General features: G+C 67.3%; 13 protein-coding genes. 6 read left to right on the top strand and 7 right to left on the bottom strand.

The window, feature by feature from the left end:
• Positions 1 to 33: 33 nt before the first annotated feature.
• The 3 genes from ACFQEY_RS08390 (at position 34) to ACFQEY_RS08400 (ending at position 3165) form a co-directional block, all read left to right on the top strand.
• The gene (locus ACFQEY_RS08390) at positions 34 to 579 is read left to right on the top strand and encodes a DUF1684 domain-containing protein (RefSeq protein WP_379767107.1); all 546 of its coding nucleotides are present in this window, start codon (positions 34 to 36) and stop codon (positions 577 to 579) included.
• A 687-nt stretch (positions 580 to 1266) separates the two neighbouring features.
• Entirely contained in the window at positions 1267 to 2109 is an 843-nt protein-coding gene (locus ACFQEY_RS08395) for an eIF2B alpha/beta/delta subunit family protein (RefSeq protein ID WP_379767109.1), read from the top strand.
• 102 nt (positions 2110 to 2211) lie between these two features.
• Positions 2212 to 3165: a DUF7260 family protein gene (locus ACFQEY_RS08400; protein WP_379767111.1), complete on the top strand. Its 954-nt coding sequence runs from the start codon at positions 2212 to 2214 to the stop codon at positions 3163 to 3165.
• A 426-nt stretch (positions 3166 to 3591) separates the two neighbouring features.
• On the opposite strand, the gene ACFQEY_RS08405 is transcribed toward ACFQEY_RS08400, so the two are convergent.
• Positions 3592 to 4665: an aldo/keto reductase gene (locus ACFQEY_RS08405; RefSeq protein WP_379767114.1), complete on the bottom strand. Its 1074-nt coding sequence runs from the start codon at positions 4663 to 4665 to the stop codon at positions 3592 to 3594.
• 152 nt (positions 4666 to 4817) lie between these two features.
• On the opposite strand from ACFQEY_RS08405, the gene ACFQEY_RS08410 reads away from it, so the two are divergent.
• Both ACFQEY_RS08410 and ACFQEY_RS08415 read left to right on the top strand, forming a co-directional pair.
• Complete coding sequence (locus ACFQEY_RS08410) at positions 4818 to 5729, top strand: acyltransferase (protein ID WP_379767117.1); 912 nt, start codon at positions 4818 to 4820, stop codon at positions 5727 to 5729.
• Between the two features lie 161 nt (positions 5730 to 5890).
• Positions 5891 to 6301 carry a DoxX family protein gene (locus tag ACFQEY_RS08415; protein WP_379767120.1) on the top strand — a complete coding sequence of 137 codons (411 nt, stop codon included), beginning with the start codon at positions 5891 to 5893 and terminating at the stop codon, positions 6299 to 6301.
• A 52-nt stretch (positions 6302 to 6353) separates the two neighbouring features.
• Here ACFQEY_RS08415 and ACFQEY_RS08420 read toward each other — a convergent pair whose 3' ends face one another.
• From ACFQEY_RS08420 to ACFQEY_RS08435, 4 genes are all read right to left on the bottom strand, one after another.
• A complete protein-coding gene (locus tag ACFQEY_RS08420; RefSeq protein WP_379767122.1) occupies positions 6354 to 7436 on the bottom strand; it encodes a CNNM domain-containing protein in 1083 nt (360 codons plus the stop codon).
• A 67-nt stretch (positions 7437 to 7503) separates the two neighbouring features.
• Entirely contained in the window at positions 7504 to 8826 is a 1323-nt protein-coding gene (hisS, locus tag ACFQEY_RS08425; protein ID WP_379767126.1) for a histidine--tRNA ligase, read from the bottom strand.
• Between the two features lie 94 nt (positions 8827 to 8920).
• The gene (locus ACFQEY_RS08430; RefSeq protein ID WP_379767129.1) at positions 8921 to 9514 is read right to left on the bottom strand and encodes a DUF7411 family protein; all 594 of its coding nucleotides are present in this window, start codon (positions 9512 to 9514) and stop codon (positions 8921 to 8923) included.
• On the bottom strand, positions 9515 to 9868 hold the full coding sequence (locus tag ACFQEY_RS08435; protein WP_379767132.1) for a DNA-binding protein: 354 nt from the start codon (positions 9866 to 9868) through the stop codon (positions 9515 to 9517). It abuts the gene before it with no gap.
• 192 nt (positions 9869 to 10060) lie between these two features.
• Between ACFQEY_RS08435 and ACFQEY_RS08440 the strand changes: the two genes are divergently transcribed.
• Positions 10061 to 11167, top strand: coding sequence for a 60S ribosomal export protein NMD3 (locus ACFQEY_RS08440; RefSeq protein ID WP_379767134.1), 1107 nt, complete (start codon positions 10061 to 10063; stop codon positions 11165 to 11167).
• 730 nt (positions 11168 to 11897) lie between these two features.
• Here ACFQEY_RS08440 and ACFQEY_RS08445 read toward each other — a convergent pair.
• Positions 11898 to 12089: a DUF7317 family protein gene (locus ACFQEY_RS08445; protein WP_379767137.1), complete on the bottom strand. Its 192-nt coding sequence runs from the start codon at positions 12087 to 12089 to the stop codon at positions 11898 to 11900.
• A gap of 383 nt (positions 12090 to 12472) precedes the next feature.
• Positions 12473 to 14413, bottom strand: coding sequence for a helicase C-terminal domain-containing protein (locus ACFQEY_RS08450; protein ID WP_379767542.1), 1941 nt, complete (start codon positions 14411 to 14413; stop codon positions 12473 to 12475).
• Between the last annotated feature and the right edge of the window lie 115 nt (positions 14414 to 14528).

Raw genomic sequence — 14528 nt, forward strand, 5'->3', positions numbered from 1 at the left:
ACCCTGAAACCGCTCGCAGCCCTCCGGGCTGGTATGAGCGACGACTACGCCGAGCGGCTCCGCGCGAACCGCCGCGAGAAGGACGAGTTCTTCGCCGAGCACCCGCAGTCGCCGATCCCGCCGGAGCTCCGCGACGGCTTCGACGGTCTCGCGTACTTCGATCCCGATCCGGACTACCGCGTCGAGGCCACAGTGACCGTCCACGATGACCCGGAGCCCGTCGAGATGGAAACGACCGCGAGCAACCCGGTTCGTTACCTCCGGATCGTCACGTTCGCGTTCGAGATCGGAGGGGAGGAGCACACCCTCGCGGGCTACCGACAGGAGGGCGACGACGGCGCGATATTCGTCCCCTTCCGCGACAAGACGACGGGCCAGCAGACGTACCACCACGGCCGGTACATGGAGCTGGAACCGGAGAACGATCTCTCGGACACCGCCGACGTCGTGCTGGATTTCAACCTCGCGTACAATCCCTTCTGCGCCTACAGCGAGACGTTCTCCTGTCCGCTCCCGCCCGAGGAGAACTGGCTGGAGATCGTCGTCCCGGCCGGCGAGCGATCACCAGACATCGAGTGACTACCGGAACATCGACGAGCGATTCCGGGAGTGAGTATGTCAATTCGGAGGAGTGGTCGTTTATAAGTGAACATGTGGTGTTGTTGGCGGCTGTTTAGATATCGTTGCTGGCGCGGTGAATTGCTGTGTGTCTGGCGGTGAGTGTTTATAAGTGATTGTTGCTGGCGCGGTGAACACTTACAAAGCCCCAGCCGCTCGGGTATAAATCGGTGCTGGCTCGGCGAACACTTACAAAGCCCCAGCCGCGAGTCGGGCGCACGCTCGCTGCGCTCCTCACTCGGTCGCTCACTCCGTTCGCTCCCTCATTGCGGTGCTTGTGTCGCCTGCGCCCGCCTCGCGGCTGCCCCTTTGAATCCCACCTGCACCGCAACCGCCCCGCACCTCACGCCTCCCCAGCCTCGCCGCTCGCTTCGCTCGCGGCGTCCCTCGCACGGTCGTTCGCGGGCCTTCGGCCCGCTCACGGCGTGCGCCACCGTACGTTCATTTATTAGTAGTCGTCGCCGTCGCGCTCGCGCCTTTAAATACTACGTCGCCGGCAGCGGTCTGCAATACTCACTCCCGCAATCGATCGAGAGTCGTTGGTGAACGCCTGTCGCAGTTGCGTTCTTCACGGGTGAGTAGCACTTCGACGGGGCCACTTTCCGAGACCCCGGAACCCCTTTTAATTGGGACGACGACCGTTCACGTATGATCGACGAGACCGTCGCCGAGATCCGGGCGATGCGGACCCACAGCACGTCGGCGGTGGCCGTGAAGGCGACGCGGTCGCTCGCGGAGCTGCTCGACCGGGAGTACGCGGCCGTCGACGAATTCGAGCGCGATCTCGAACACAACGCTGGCGTATTGCGCCGGTCGAACCCCTCGCACGCCGCCCTCCACAACGCGATGCGCGAGGTCGAGCGCTCGATCGTCGGCGAGGCGACGAGCGTCGAGGCCGGAAAGCAACTCCTGGAGGACGTGATCGCCCGCGTCGCGGACGAGATCGAGACGGCGAAAGGGGAGGCCGCCGCCAACGCGGCCGAGCGCATCGAGGACGGCGACACCCTCCTCGTCCACGACTACTCGACGACGGTCTTGGAGGCCATCGAGACCGCCGCGAGCGACGGTGCGCACCTGACGGTGTACGTCACTGAGGCGCGCCCGCGCACCCTCGGTCGGAAGACGGCCCGCGTGCTCGCCGGGATGTCACGCGTCGACACGCGGATGGTCGTCGACAGCGCGATGGGATACGCGCTCCGCGAGTGCGACCGCGTCCTCCTCGGGATCACGTGTATCACCGGCGGCACGTACTACAACCGAATCGGAACGTTCCCCCTCGTCGTCACCGCTCGGGAGCTCGGCGTTCCGATCACCGCAGTCGGCTCCGCGGCGAAGACGATAGAGGAGTTCCGCTTCGAGAACGAGTTCCGCGACGCCGTCGAGGTGATGCGCGAGCCGGTCGAGGGCGTCACGATCGAAAACCCGAGCTACGACGCGACTCCGATAGATATGGTCGACACCGTGATCACCGACGAAGGCGTTCTCGAGTAGCCAGCTCCCTCGAACCGCCGATTCCGTCCGACGATATCCGTCATATCAACGCGTGAGACGGGTCACAAACGCTTTGTGCGTGCGCCGTGTTAACCGGATACAATGAGCATGAGTTCGGGGGCGTCCGGGGTCTTTCGAGTACCCAGCGAGGAACCGGCGGTAGCGGAGTGTACGAGCCTCTCGTGTGAGATCGGGAATCTCGCGAGCGAGCCGGGGGCCGTCACCGCCGTCGTCATCGCCGGTCTCGTCGCGTTCGTCGCGTTCGCGTACGTTCGCGACGCGAAGGCCGACTGTCGGCGCGAGCGCGCTCGGGTGCTCGACGAGCGCGAGGCGTTCGAGGAGTTCGCCGATCGCGTCTCGTCGTTCGAGCCCGTGCCTGCGGGCTCGACGGCGACGGCGCTCGACGGTCCGGTCGCGGCCGTGCGCACCGTGGATCGGATGGGCGGTGCGGACGTGAAACTCAGGCGGGTGCTGGCCGCGTACCGGGACACCGTGATGTCGCTGCCGCACTACAGACGTGAGTACGACGAGACGATACCGGAGAGCCTCGCGGCGGAGTTGGGACCGGACACGGCCACCGCGCTGGCGTCGAACAGGACCCTTTCTCCCGGCGCTCAGTCGGCGCTCGTCAGCCGGAGTCGGCGGGCTGTCGACGCCCGGTCCTCGCTGGCCGACGCGATCGACTCGGAACTCGACGCGCTCACCGCCGTCGAGGCTGACCTGGCGGGCGTCGATCGGCGGCGTCGTCGGCTCCTCGAACACCTCGACGGCATCGAACGGGACCCGACCGACGCGGCCATCGACGTCTGGCAGCGGCTCGACGATCTCGAACGCGAGTGCGACGAGATCGCCGCCGACCGACAGTCGGCGCTCGACGATCCGCCGCTGACGCCCGACGCCACGGTCGACGCGGACAGGGAGCGCGCGTTCTACGAGTACCTGTACGGGCCGACGGACGGGCCGCGATTCCCCGTGTTATCGCAGGTTAGCGAACTCGCCGACCGGATCCGGACGGACCAGGACCTCGTCGCGAACCGACTCGTCGGCGGACGCTGAGCAGCAGATCGCTGCGCGGCCGTTCGTCGACGTGAGCGGTCGTCGCCGCTGGCGGTTCGCGTCGCTGATGCCCGCCGCCGCTGGCGATTCGCGCTGCTCTCGTCACGAGAGGTTTATCCGTGGCGACGACCACGCTCGTGGTGGTGGCCGTGACGACGTGTTACCCCCACTGAGCCCCTTGTGATGAGGGTTATCCACCGAGCCACCACTTCCACCCACCGAGCGATCGCTCCGCGCTGCGGGCCGAGGCTCTCGCCCGCGAGTCGGCTTCGACGGGTCCGGCGAACGCGGTTCGCGGGCCGCCGATTCCACGCGGTTCGCGAGTAGCGAATCCACGCGGTTCCTGAGTCGACGACTCACGCTGTTCGGGATCCGATGATTCGGTACCGGCACGTCGACGCGAAAAGTCGAGATCGTTCGAGGGGCTCAGTACGACGCGGCGCGCTTGTCGAGGCCGGCGGCCTCGATGTCCTCGCCGCCGACGGAGGTTCGGAGAACGTCCATCCCGTCGTCGCGGTCGACGTCGAAGTTGCGAGCGTACAACTCTTCCAGCCGGTCGTACTCGTCCGCGGAGAGTGCGGGAACGTCGCTGGCGGCGCTCCACGCGGCGACGTCGTCGCCGTCGCGGAAGGTGGGCGTCACGGACGCGACCTCGTCGTGGGCGAGCAGCCAGCGGATCGCCGCCTGCGCCATCGTGCGATCCCTCCCGGCGTGGTCGGGATCTTCGAGGAAGCGGATCGTCTCCACCTTCTCCCAGCCCGTCTCGTACCACTCTTCGGGTCGGTGCGAACGGTGGTCGCCGTCCCCGAGGACGGTGTCGGGCGTCACCTGCTCGTTGAGGAGTCCCGAGGAGTGCGGGACGCGAGCGATGACCGACGTGTCGGATCCCGTCTCGCGAATCGCGTCGACGAAGTGGCGGCCGGGCTGCTGCTCGAACAGGTTGAACACCGTCTGGACCGCGTCGAACTCCTCGTACTCCACGGCGGCGTCGCCCTCGGCGAGCCAGCCGATCGAGGGGCCGAGCGCCCAGCCGAGCGCGCGGACGCGACCGTCGTCTTTCCACTCGCGGAGGAGGTCTCGCACCTCGGGCGTGACGTCGTCGACGTTCGCGTTGTGGAGCTGGAGCAGGTCGACGTGGTCGGTGCCGAGCCGGTCGAGCGACCGCTCGAACGCGGTCTGGAGGTACTCGCGGTCGAGCTCCTTTGGAAGTTCGCCGTGGCCGGCCTGCGGGTTGTTGTAGAAGTCGTAGCCGATTTTCGTCGCGAGCGTGACCTCGTCGCGTCGGTCGGCGATCGCTCGCCCGACAATCTCCTCGCTGTCGCCGTGGCCGTACACGTCGCCGGTGTCGACGTAGGTGACGCCCGCGTCGAGCGCGTCCGCGACCATTCCGACCGCCTGTTCGTCCGACCGGTCGCCCCACCAGTCGGTGCCGACGACCCACGCGCCGAAGCCGATCTCAGAGACTTCGACGCCGGAGTTCCCGAGTTCGCGGTGCTGCATACCCCACGTTGGGGATCGGGACACTTAGCGGGTGCGGTCTCCCCCACGCACCGGGATCGCGCGGGGATTTTTAAATTCGTCGCGGAGTCGTCGCCGCTGCGCGCGCGCCGCACAACCGAATCCCTTTGGGGGATGCCGACGAAGGGGCGACGATGACAAAGCGACACGTGTCCCTGCCCGACGGTGCGGAGGCCGGGGTTCGGGCGTTCATCGACGAGGTGGACGAACGGCTCTCCTCGGACGAGGACACCTGCGAGGTCGTGCGGGACACGCTGATTGATCTGCACGGGGATCGCGAGCGGTGGGACGCGTGGCAGGACGGCGAGTCGGTCTCGAAGGCCGAGCGCGTCCGTCTCCAGGGATACGACCCGTGTAACGCGACGCTGGAGTCGGAGTACTACGCCGAGAAGGACGAGGACCGATTCCAGCGGTCGAAGTATCTCCAGTGGCTCTGGCGGCAGTTCGACGCCACGCCGATGGCCGACAACGTCGAGTTCGCCCTCCGGTTCCGCCAGATGCTCGGGAACCACCTGTTCGCCGAGTGCGGGGACGACTGCCGCTTTTTCAAGGGAATCTCCGTCACCTACGGCCACAACATCGAGATCGGCGACAACGTCGTGATCCACGACGACGTCCACCTCGACGATCGCGGAAAGCTGACTATCGGCGACCGCGCGTCCATCTCCGACGGCGTCCACCTCTACAGCCACGATCACGACCTCGTGGACCAGACCGAGGTCCGGAACTTCCACACGAGAGTCGACGACGACGCCCGCGTCACCTACGATGCCATGGTCCGGGCCGGCTGCCGGATCGGCGAGAACAGCGTTGTCGGCGCGCGCTCGGTCGTCCAGGGCGACGTCCCCGCACACCACGTCGTCGTGGGATCGCCCGCCCGCAGCGTCCGCGTGAAGCCGGGATGGGAGGATGCCGCCGCGGAGCTGGAGGACGGTCGCCTCCCCGACCGGCAGCACGAACGGGAGATCGAATACGATCTCCCCGAGGATCTCGACGTCTTCGACGAGTTTCAGCGAGACCTTCGGCCGCCCGCCCCGGATCGGTAACGGGCCGCCTCCAGCGGATCGTCGTCGGAATCGACGACCGCTGGCGTTCTCGCGTATACATCGTTGCCGACGGCGCGGTGACCGCCTCTTGTCGCTCTGGTGATCGTGTCCTGAGACCGCCCGCCAGTATCGTTATGTTCCATGCTACCGTTACTCGACTCATGAGCGAAGACGACGCGGACGCGACGGAAACGGTCGGCAGCGGGCGCACCGCGCCCTCTCGGCTCGGTCGGGTCCTGCTCGGTATCGGACTCGCCGCGCAGGCATCCGAGGACTTCCGCGACATGGACGACACGATCGAGTACGCCGAATCGGCCGGCGTCCCGGTCCCGGAAGTCGCCGCGCCGGTCGCCTCGGGAACGATGGTCGCCGCCGGGGTCGGGATCGCGCTCTGGCGACTGCCGCGGCTCGCCACCGGCGCGGCCGTCACGTTCCTCGCGGTCGTGACGGCGACGATGCACGACTTCTGGAACGCCGACGCGGACGACAGGAGCGGCGAGCGGCTCGCCTTCTTCGGGAATCTCGCGATGCTCGGGGGAGCGCTCGTCTTCCTGCGCGAGGCGTTCGAGTAGCACGCGCCGAAACAGCCTTGCAGACGCCGACAGTGCGGTCGTTTTGACCCGGTTATAAATCGCCGGCGTCGAGCGGATCTTCGAGCTGTCCCATCACCGCCTCCAGCGTGTCCGTCGCGGTGACAAGCCCGACGACCTGGTCGTTCCGGAGAACGAGCGCGAGCTCCTGCCCCTCCGCTTGGAACTGGTCGAAGGCGTCGCTGACGCTCGTCGACGCCGCGATCGTCATCGGCGGGGCCGCAATCTCAGAGAATGTCAGGTCGCCGCTTCGAAGCTCGGCGAAGTGACTCACGATCGAGGGAGCGTACACGATCCCCTCGAAGTCGGTCAGCTCCGTGCCGACGAGGGGGAACCGGCTGTGCGGCGTGTCGCGGATCGATTCGAGGTTGGCCTCGACGGATGCGGTCGTCGACAGGGAAACGATCTCGTCGGCGGGCGTCGCGATCTCCGCCACGTCGACCTCGTCGATGTCGAGCGCGTTGAGGACTTCCTCTCGGCGCTCCTTCGGGAGCTCGACTTCCTCCATCATCGAGCCGAGCCGGCTCCGAAGCTCCGCGCGCGTTTCGAGCACGTCAGCCTCGGTCTCCGTCCACGCGCCGGTCATCTCGACGCCGAACAGCCGCAGCGTCGCCTTCGCGACCCAGTCGCCGACCGTGATCAGCGGCGAGATGAGCCACGCGAACCAGTACAGCGGTCTCGCGCCGTGCTCGGCGACCTGCTTCGAGCGCTCGACGCCGAGGTACGTCGGCGTCTGCTCGCCGTGCGTGAGGTGGACCATGTTGATGATGAAAAAGCCCAGAAGCGATCCGGCACCGGCGGACGCGAGCGCCGTGTTCGCGAAGACCGGGGCGAAAAGCGCCGCGAGCCCGGGCTCAGCGACGATGCCGAGCGCGATGCTCGTCCCGGATATCCACACCTGACAGGTCGTCAGGTAAAATTCGAGGTCGTCGGTCATCTCCCAGGCGCGCCGAAGCCCCGGCGTGTCTATCTCCGACTCGGGGTACTGCCTGAGACGGGTCAACGCGAACTCGACAGCGACGAAGTACGCGTTGATCAGGATGAGGAGGACGCCGGCGAGCACGCGGAGACCGATCTCGACCGATGGCATCGCGGTCGACAGCGGTATCGGGGTCATCGCATCCACGTTTTCGGCGCGCGTCCAAAAAAGCCGTTGAGGACCGCGATCAGTCCCGAACCGGCTCCTACTCGTAGTCCTCGTCGGTCGGGCGACCCGACTCGGACGGGAACTCGTCGACCGGAACGGTCGTCTCGTCGCCGCTCGCCATGTCTTTCACCGTGTACTCGCCGTTCTCCAGATCGCGCTCGCCGACGACGACCACGGTCTCCGCGTTGATCGAGTCGGCGTACCCGAGCTGTGCGCCGAACGATCGGTCGGAGACGTCGCTCTCGACGACGACGCCGTCGCCGAGCGCGCGGAGATCGCGGGCGACGTCGGCCGCCTCGGTGCGAGTGTCGCCGACGGAGAGGACGTAGTAGTCGGTGGTCAGCTCTTCGTCCGGCCAGACGCCGGCGCGCTGACAGAGGAGCTTGAGAGTGGCGTGGCCGGGTGCGACCCCGACCGCGGGGGTCGGCTGGCCGCCGAAGCTCTCGATCAGGTCGTCGTAGCGCCCGCCGCCGAAGACGGAGCGCGACACCTCGCCGGTGGAGTCGAAACACTCGAACACGACGCCGGTGTAGTAGTCGAGCCCGCGGGCGGTCGTCAGGGACACGTCGCAGAACTCGCCCGCGCCGAAGTCATCGGCGGCCGCGAGCACGCTTCGGAGGTTCTCGACGGCGGCCTCGACGTCCTCGCCGCCCGCCTCGGCGACGGCGTCGAGGTCGTCGACGGTCTCGACGCCCGCGATAAGGTCGTCGAACTCGCGGGCGGTCGCGCGGTCAAGCCCGGCGTCGGAGAGGAGGCCGAGGTATTCGCCGTCGTCGACCTTCGCACGCTTGTCTACAGCGCGAATCGCCGCCTTCGCGTCGATCGCGCCGGGATCGTCGGAGAGCGCCCGAACCAGCCCGCCGAGGATGTCGCGGTGGGAGACGCGGAACTCGAAGTCGTCGCCGGTGAGGCCCAGATCGGTGAGGGCGTCGGCGGCGACGGCGAGCACCTCGGCGTCGGCCTCGGGGGCCGACGAGCCGAACACGTCGATGTTCGTCTGGTAGAACTCGCGGAAGCGGCCCTGCTGGACCTGTTCGTAGCGCCAGAACGGGCGAGTGGAGACCCACTTGATCGGCTTCGAGAGCTCCTGGCCCTTCGCGACGACCATCCGGGCGACGGTCGGCGTGAGTTCGGGGGTCATCGACACGCCGCGACCGCCCTTGTCGTCGAAGGCGTACAGCTCCTCCACGATCTCCTCGCCGGACTTGTCGACGTACATCTCCGTCCGCTCGAGCGCGGGCGTGGCGATCTCGCGGAAACCGTACCGGCTCGCGGCGTCCTCGATCGCGTCCGTCACCTCGCGGCGGGCCGACTGCTCACCGGGGTAGAAATCGCGAAATCCCTTGAGTCCCTCGTACATGGACGCCGATTCGGCGAGCGCCCGCTTGAAAGCATCCTTTCGGGGCGATAGCCGAGGACGACCGCCTCGGTGCCGGCCGCCTCAGGCCCGCCGATCAGTCGTTCCGGCCGTGCACGTACGTCTGATCGTGGTCCGGGAACACCTCGCCGACCGTCTCCTCCCCGTGTTCGTCGGCGATGAGCGTCCGGAGCTCGTCCTCGTAGTCGGCCTTGGGGACCTCCTCGCTCGGTCCCTGCTGGACGTCGAACGTCGCCTCGACGAGCCGGTCGACGGCGTGGCGGCCGAACCCGGACAGCGGCGAGATGTAGTCGACGCCGTGGCGGTCCTCCAGGCTCTGCGCCTGCGCGCGCGACACCGTGGGAACCCGATCGTCCCGTCGCGTGCCGTCGGCGATCGCGTCGACGTCGCGCTTCGCGATCGTCTCGAGAGCGTGCTCGTGGACGCGCTGAATTCCGTTTCGGGGATAGCCGTCCGCGATCATCATCGCGGCCGCTTCCTCGGCGACCTCGCGGTCGAGATCGACGCGCTCGAACGCGAATCCGAGCTCCGTGGCGGCGCGTTCGGCGTGCTCCCAGTCGTCGGTGAGCCCGAAGCTTCCGGTGACGCAACGCACGTCGTAGAACCGATCGAGCAGGTGGGCGGCGAGCGAGGAGTCCTTCCCGCCGCTGTACAGCAGCGCGAGCTCCATCTATCGCCGCCGGATATCGAAGCTCTTCTGTTCGGGCTGGAGTTCCTTCAGGAGATCGCGCATCTGGTCCTCGTCGATACGTCCCTGGATCCGACCGCTCTGGGCGAGGGCCGCGACCTGCTGTTTCACCTTCTCGCCGAACTCCGGCTTCGACATCTCGACCGCGTTGAGCCGCTGTCGCGCACCGTCGGTCAGGTACTGCTTGAGCACCGCCTCCTGTTGGGCGTCGGCGCGCTCTTGGGCCTCTTGTTGGGACTCGGCGTCGGCACTGCCTCCCTGTTCGCGCTCGCGGAGTTCCTGCATCTTCTGTTCTCGGAGCTCTTCGAGTCGTTCGTCGTCGGGATTCCCGCTCATACGCGTACGTTCACGGCCCGCGCGAAAAACCATTTCGGAGGGATCGGTCCCCGCGACCAGACCGACCGTGACGGTGACCCCATTCACCGCGGAACGACATCACCGGCGGTCGCACCTTCACGGGTGAGGTCGGACGGCCCGTCCAAGCGCGGTCCGCGCCGCTTAAACGCCTCCTCGGCGTATCCGAGTGTAATGAGCGAGTTGCGGGAGTTCTGTCCGCGCTGTGGCGACGCCGTCCCCGAGCGTCGCGAGCCGCTTCCGGGCGAACCGAGGGGGCGAGATGCGCTGCTGTGTGACGACTGCTACTTCGAGGACTTCGATCTGGTCGACGCGCCCGACCGGATCGAGGTGCTCGTCTGTTCCGGCTGCGGCGCGGTCCGCCGCGGGGAGTCGTGGCGCGACGTCGGCGCGCGCGACTACACCGACGTCGCCGTCGACGAAGTCGCGGAGACCCTCGGCGTTCACGTCGACGCGGAGGACGTCGAGTGGGGCGTCGAGCCCGAACAGGTCGACGAGAACAACGTTCGGATGCACTGCCGCTTCTCGGGCGTCGTGCGCGGGACGCTCCGCTCCGCGGAGGTCACCGTCCCTGTCAAGATCTCGCGAGGGACCTGCGACCGCTGCGGGCGGATCGCCGGCGGCTACTACGCGGGAATCGTCCAAGTGCGCGCGGACGACCGCGAACTGACGCCCGGAGAGCGCGCCGAGGCGCTCTCCATCGCCGAGTCGTACGTGGCCGACCAGGAGGCCGACGGCGACCGCGAGGCGTTCATCACCGAGGTCAAAGAGACGGACGACGGCCCGAACGTCAAGCTCTCGTCGAACCGCCTCGCGCAGAACGTCGCGACGCGGATCACGGAGCGGCTCGGCGGCAGCTTCGAGTCGTACCCCACGCTCGTCACGGAGGACGGCGACGGCAACGAGGTGTACCGGGTGACGTTCGCGGTCCGGCTCCCTCGCTACGCCGAAGGCGAGGTGATCGACCCCGAGGACGGCGACGGCCCGGTCCTCGTCACGGGCGTCGCCGGGCGGCTCCAGGGAGTGCGGCTCGCCACGGGCGAGTCGTACGCGTCCGACTTCGAGGACGCGGAGGCCCCGGACGCGGCGCGGCTCGGCACGCGGGACGACGCCGCGGAGACGACCGTGGTGACCGTCGAGGACGAGAACGCGATCCAGGTGCTCGATCCGGTCACGTACGAGGCCAAGACGATTCCAAACCCCGACTTCGTCGGCGACGACGTTGACACCGTGCTCGCGTTCGAACACGACGGCGAGGTCCACCTCGTCCCCGAGGAGTAGTCGACGATTCACTAGATCCACTCCGGCGATGTCCGAGGCCGACGGAAACACAGTGAGTGGGTTCTGTTTAAATACGGAAGCAGCGACGAGCCAGTACGGGAGTAGGGATCGCCGACCGTCGCCAGAGACGTGGTATTTAAAAGCGATGAGCGTGGCAGCGACGACTGTTATAATGGAACGTGGCGGAGGCGCGCCGGTGAGCGGCCGACAGGCCTCGAACAGCGAGGGACACAGTCCCTCGGGCAACCGGGCTTCGCCCGGTGACAGCCGGACGTAGTCCGGCGACGAGGCTGGGGAGGCGTGAGGTGCTGTGCGGAGCGGTGCGGGGTGGGACTCAAAGGGGCAGTCGCGAGGCGGGAGCAGGCGACACAAGCACCGCAAAGAGCGAGTGAAACGAGCGATTGAGGAGCGTGGTTCGAGAGAGCAAAGCTCTCTCGTCATCCCGAAAATCTCTGATTTTCGGGCGACAGCGAGCGTGCGTCCGCCTCGCGGCTGGGGCTTTGGAGGTGTTAGCCGCGTTATCAATTATTTATAAGCAATCAACGCCGGACACACAACGATTCACCGCTCCGTCAATGATATATAAACCGCCGCCAGCAACACCACTCTCTCACGTATAACCGATCCCCCCAACACTCTGTGATCCCTACTCCCGCAATCGATCAAGAGGCACCGTTCAGTGCCTCGCTGTTTCGGACGAAAACGCGTCTGAAGAAGATTAAAACAGGGATCAGTCGGCGCGGGCGTCGCGTTCGTTGCCGAGCGCGGCCGCGCGCTCCGACTCCGCGACGTCGATACCGCGACGTTCGAGTTGGTCGACGAACTCGGCCTCGCTGAGACCGGCCTGTACGGCCGCCTGGGAGAGTGTCAGCGTTCGCGCCCCGTACAGCGTCAGCGCACTCGACAGCCCCTTCGTAGCCATATCAACAGTAGTGACGTGAAGGTTTATGAAGGTTACTACATCATTGAGGTGCCTGATACACCTTATACGATATATATTGACGATCGATCAGCGAGCCGGTGTATAATCGCTACCCCCTGCGTGACTCTCGATCGTCCGATCAACTCCTCGCTCGGCCGAGCGGCGGTTCCGCTCGGCCGACCCCGCAGGAATTATCACCGTCTATACCGGATCTCGGTGCATGGACAGACAACAGTTCTTCGCGCTGTTTTTCGCGTTCCTCATGGTGAGTTCCATGGCGGCGTGGGGCGTTAGCCTCCTGTGAGCCCGCGTCGGGGCGCGTCGAGCGGTCGAACGGGTCCCGGGCCGATAGTCCGTCCGATCGCCCGTCGTTTCGGGATCGCCTAGCCGTCGCCCCACACGTCGGATAGCGGGTGGTTCGCCCGCCGTTCCGCGTCCGCTTCCGACCGAGTCCGCGTCTCGTTCGAATCGGATCTCTCGTCGGACGGGCCGTCGTCGTCGCCCGCAGTGCTCTCGTCCGCGCGGTTCTCGCTCCGAATTCCGCCGTCGCCGCTCCCGTCGCTCCCTCCCGTATCCGCGCCGTTCCCGCCGATCAAATGTCCATCGGCGGCTCCGCGGCGTCGGCCGGCCCGCGACGGTCCCGACGGTTCGGCGTCGATCCCGGCGAGCGCGGCGGCGGGATCGAACGCCGGGAGCGACGGGGTCGTCATCGCCTCTATCTGGTCGCGGAACCACGGCGGCGTATCGGCTCTCGCGCGCTCGAAGAGATCGAGCAGCGAGTCGTCCGCGAGGTAGGTCGCGCCGTAGTCGTCCGGCGCGCGGACGACGCGCCCGCACGCTTGAATCACGGTTCGGAGCGCGGTCCGGTGGTACCACGCCCACTGGTCGTCCGCGAGACGGCGAGCGACCCGCGAGTCGTTGGTGTTGCGGTACGGGGCCTTACACACCACCTGCCACCGACAGCGGTCGTCCCTGAGGTCGAGCGCCTCCTCCATCTTCACCGAGACGAACACCGTCGGATCGTCGCTCGCCCGCCACGCCGCGAGCTCCGCGTCCCGGTCCGCGCGCCCGTGTCTGCGAACTCGCGCGGCGACGCCGAATTCCCCGAGCTTCTCGACGAGACGGCCGGCGATGTCGTACGAGTGCGCATGTATCAGCCCCTTCTCGTCGGGGTGTTCCGCCATCAGCCGAACGACGAGCCGGGCGATCTTCGGCACCGTCTCGTCGCGGTGCTCGTATGTCATCGGCCCCCGCGTCACGTCGTACAGTGGCCGGTGTTCGAGCGGAAACGTGTGCTCGACGTCGACGAGGGCGACGTTCGCGGGGTCGAGGCCGACGCCGCGACAGAACGCCTCCTTCGAGAGGATAGTAGCCGAGAGCAGCGCGAACCGGTTCCCGCGGTCCCACACGGTGTGCCGGAGGTACCGCGCGGGGTCCAGTGGCTTGATCGCGAGCGACCCGCCCTCCCCGTCGGGCTGGTCGACGACCCACGTCGTGGGCGACTCCGGATCGCGGTAGTCCTCCAGGAACCACCCGAGTTCGGAGATCAGTTCCTGTAAGCGGTCCCGACGGGCCACTTCCTCGCGATCGAGTTCGGGCCGACCCGTCAGCTCGTCTTTCGCTCGCTTGGCGACGTCGTGGAGGGACGCGACGAACCGGGCGGTTCGGTCGAGCGCGTCCTCCTCGGGGCCGGCGTCGGCCTCGACGTCGGGGACGCCCACCTCGTCCCAGACTGGGACGCGGTCCGGGGAGAGCTCGATCGTCGCGTACATCTCCGCCCACTCCGCGAGCCCGTGAGCCTCGTCGATCACGACCACGTCGCGCTTGCGGAACACGTCGGAGCCCGCGGTGCGCATGAAGTACGCTAACGTCAATGCGGCGTACCGGTTTCCGGAGGCGATCGCTCGGTCCGAAAAGTACGGACAGCGGTGCTTCACCGAGCAGTCGAACCCCTGCTGGCGGACGCAGGGGGCGCGGTTGACCGGCGTGTCGTGCTCGCCCGGGAGGATGCAGTCGTAGTTCGACTTCCCGCGGATCACCGCCAGGTCGTCGAGCAGGTCGTCCGCCTCCACGTCGTCGATCTGCGACACCTGCGGGGTCGTGTAGTACGCCCCCGTCGCCTCGCTCGGGGCCGTCTCGTCGACCGTACTGGACGCGCCCATGATGGCCCGCGCGAGGAGCGACTTGCCGCTGCCGGTCGGCGCGCGCACGAGAACGACGTCGTTACCGGCGGCGAAGGCGTCGCTGATATCCGCGAGCGCTCGCTCCTGTGCGCCGCGGAAGCTCGGCGCAGGAAATTCGGCGGGGATCCGATCGGGGTCCACGTGCGACCCTGGCGCGCTCGCGGAATTAAACCCTCGCTTGCGGGCGACGGTCCGGACAAATCCCAGGCGGACGCGAACGATCGGATCCGTGGCGGACGCGAACGGCCGGATCCGT

Source organism: Halorubrum trueperi (assembly GCF_042662525.1).
Classification (GTDB): Archaea; Halobacteriota; Halobacteria; order Halobacteriales; family Haloferacaceae; genus Halorubrum; species Halorubrum trueperi.

Bases quoted from the DNA above. Each gene is read 5' to 3' on its own strand.
- ACFQEY_RS08440 (WP_379767134.1), top strand. From the start codon at position 10,061: ATGAGCGAGTTGCGGGAGTTCTGTCCGCGCTGTGGCGACGCCGTCCCC.
- ACFQEY_RS08410 (WP_379767117.1), top strand. From the start codon at position 4,818: ATGACAAAGCGACACGTGTCCCTGCCCGACGGTGCGGAGGCCGGGGTT.
- ACFQEY_RS08400 (WP_379767111.1), top strand. From the start codon at position 2,212: ATGAGCATGAGTTCGGGGGCGTCCGGGGTCTTTCGAGTACCCAGCGAG.
- ACFQEY_RS08445 (WP_379767137.1), bottom strand. From the start codon at position 12,089: ATGGCTACGAAGGGGCTGTCGAGTGCGCTGACGCTGTACGGGGCGCGA.
- ACFQEY_RS08390 (WP_379767107.1), top strand. From the start codon at position 34: ATGAGCGACGACTACGCCGAGCGGCTCCGCGCGAACCGCCGCGAGAAG.
- ACFQEY_RS08430 (WP_379767129.1), bottom strand. From the start codon at position 9,514: ATGGAGCTCGCGCTGCTGTACAGCGGCGGGAAGGACTCCTCGCTCGCC.
- ACFQEY_RS08435 (WP_379767132.1), bottom strand. From the start codon at position 9,868: ATGAGCGGGAATCCCGACGACGAACGACTCGAAGAGCTCCGAGAACAG.
- hisS (WP_379767126.1), bottom strand. From the start codon at position 8,826: ATGTACGAGGGACTCAAGGGATTTCGCGATTTCTACCCCGGTGAGCAG.
- ACFQEY_RS08405 (WP_379767114.1), bottom strand. From the start codon at position 4,665: ATGCAGCACCGCGAACTCGGGAACTCCGGCGTCGAAGTCTCTGAGATC.
- ACFQEY_RS08420 (WP_379767122.1), bottom strand. From the start codon at position 7,436: ATGACCCCGATACCGCTGTCGACCGCGATGCCATCGGTCGAGATCGGT.
- ACFQEY_RS08415 (WP_379767120.1), top strand. From the start codon at position 5,891: ATGAGCGAAGACGACGCGGACGCGACGGAAACGGTCGGCAGCGGGCGC.
- ACFQEY_RS08395 (WP_379767109.1), top strand. From the start codon at position 1,267: ATGATCGACGAGACCGTCGCCGAGATCCGGGCGATGCGGACCCACAGC.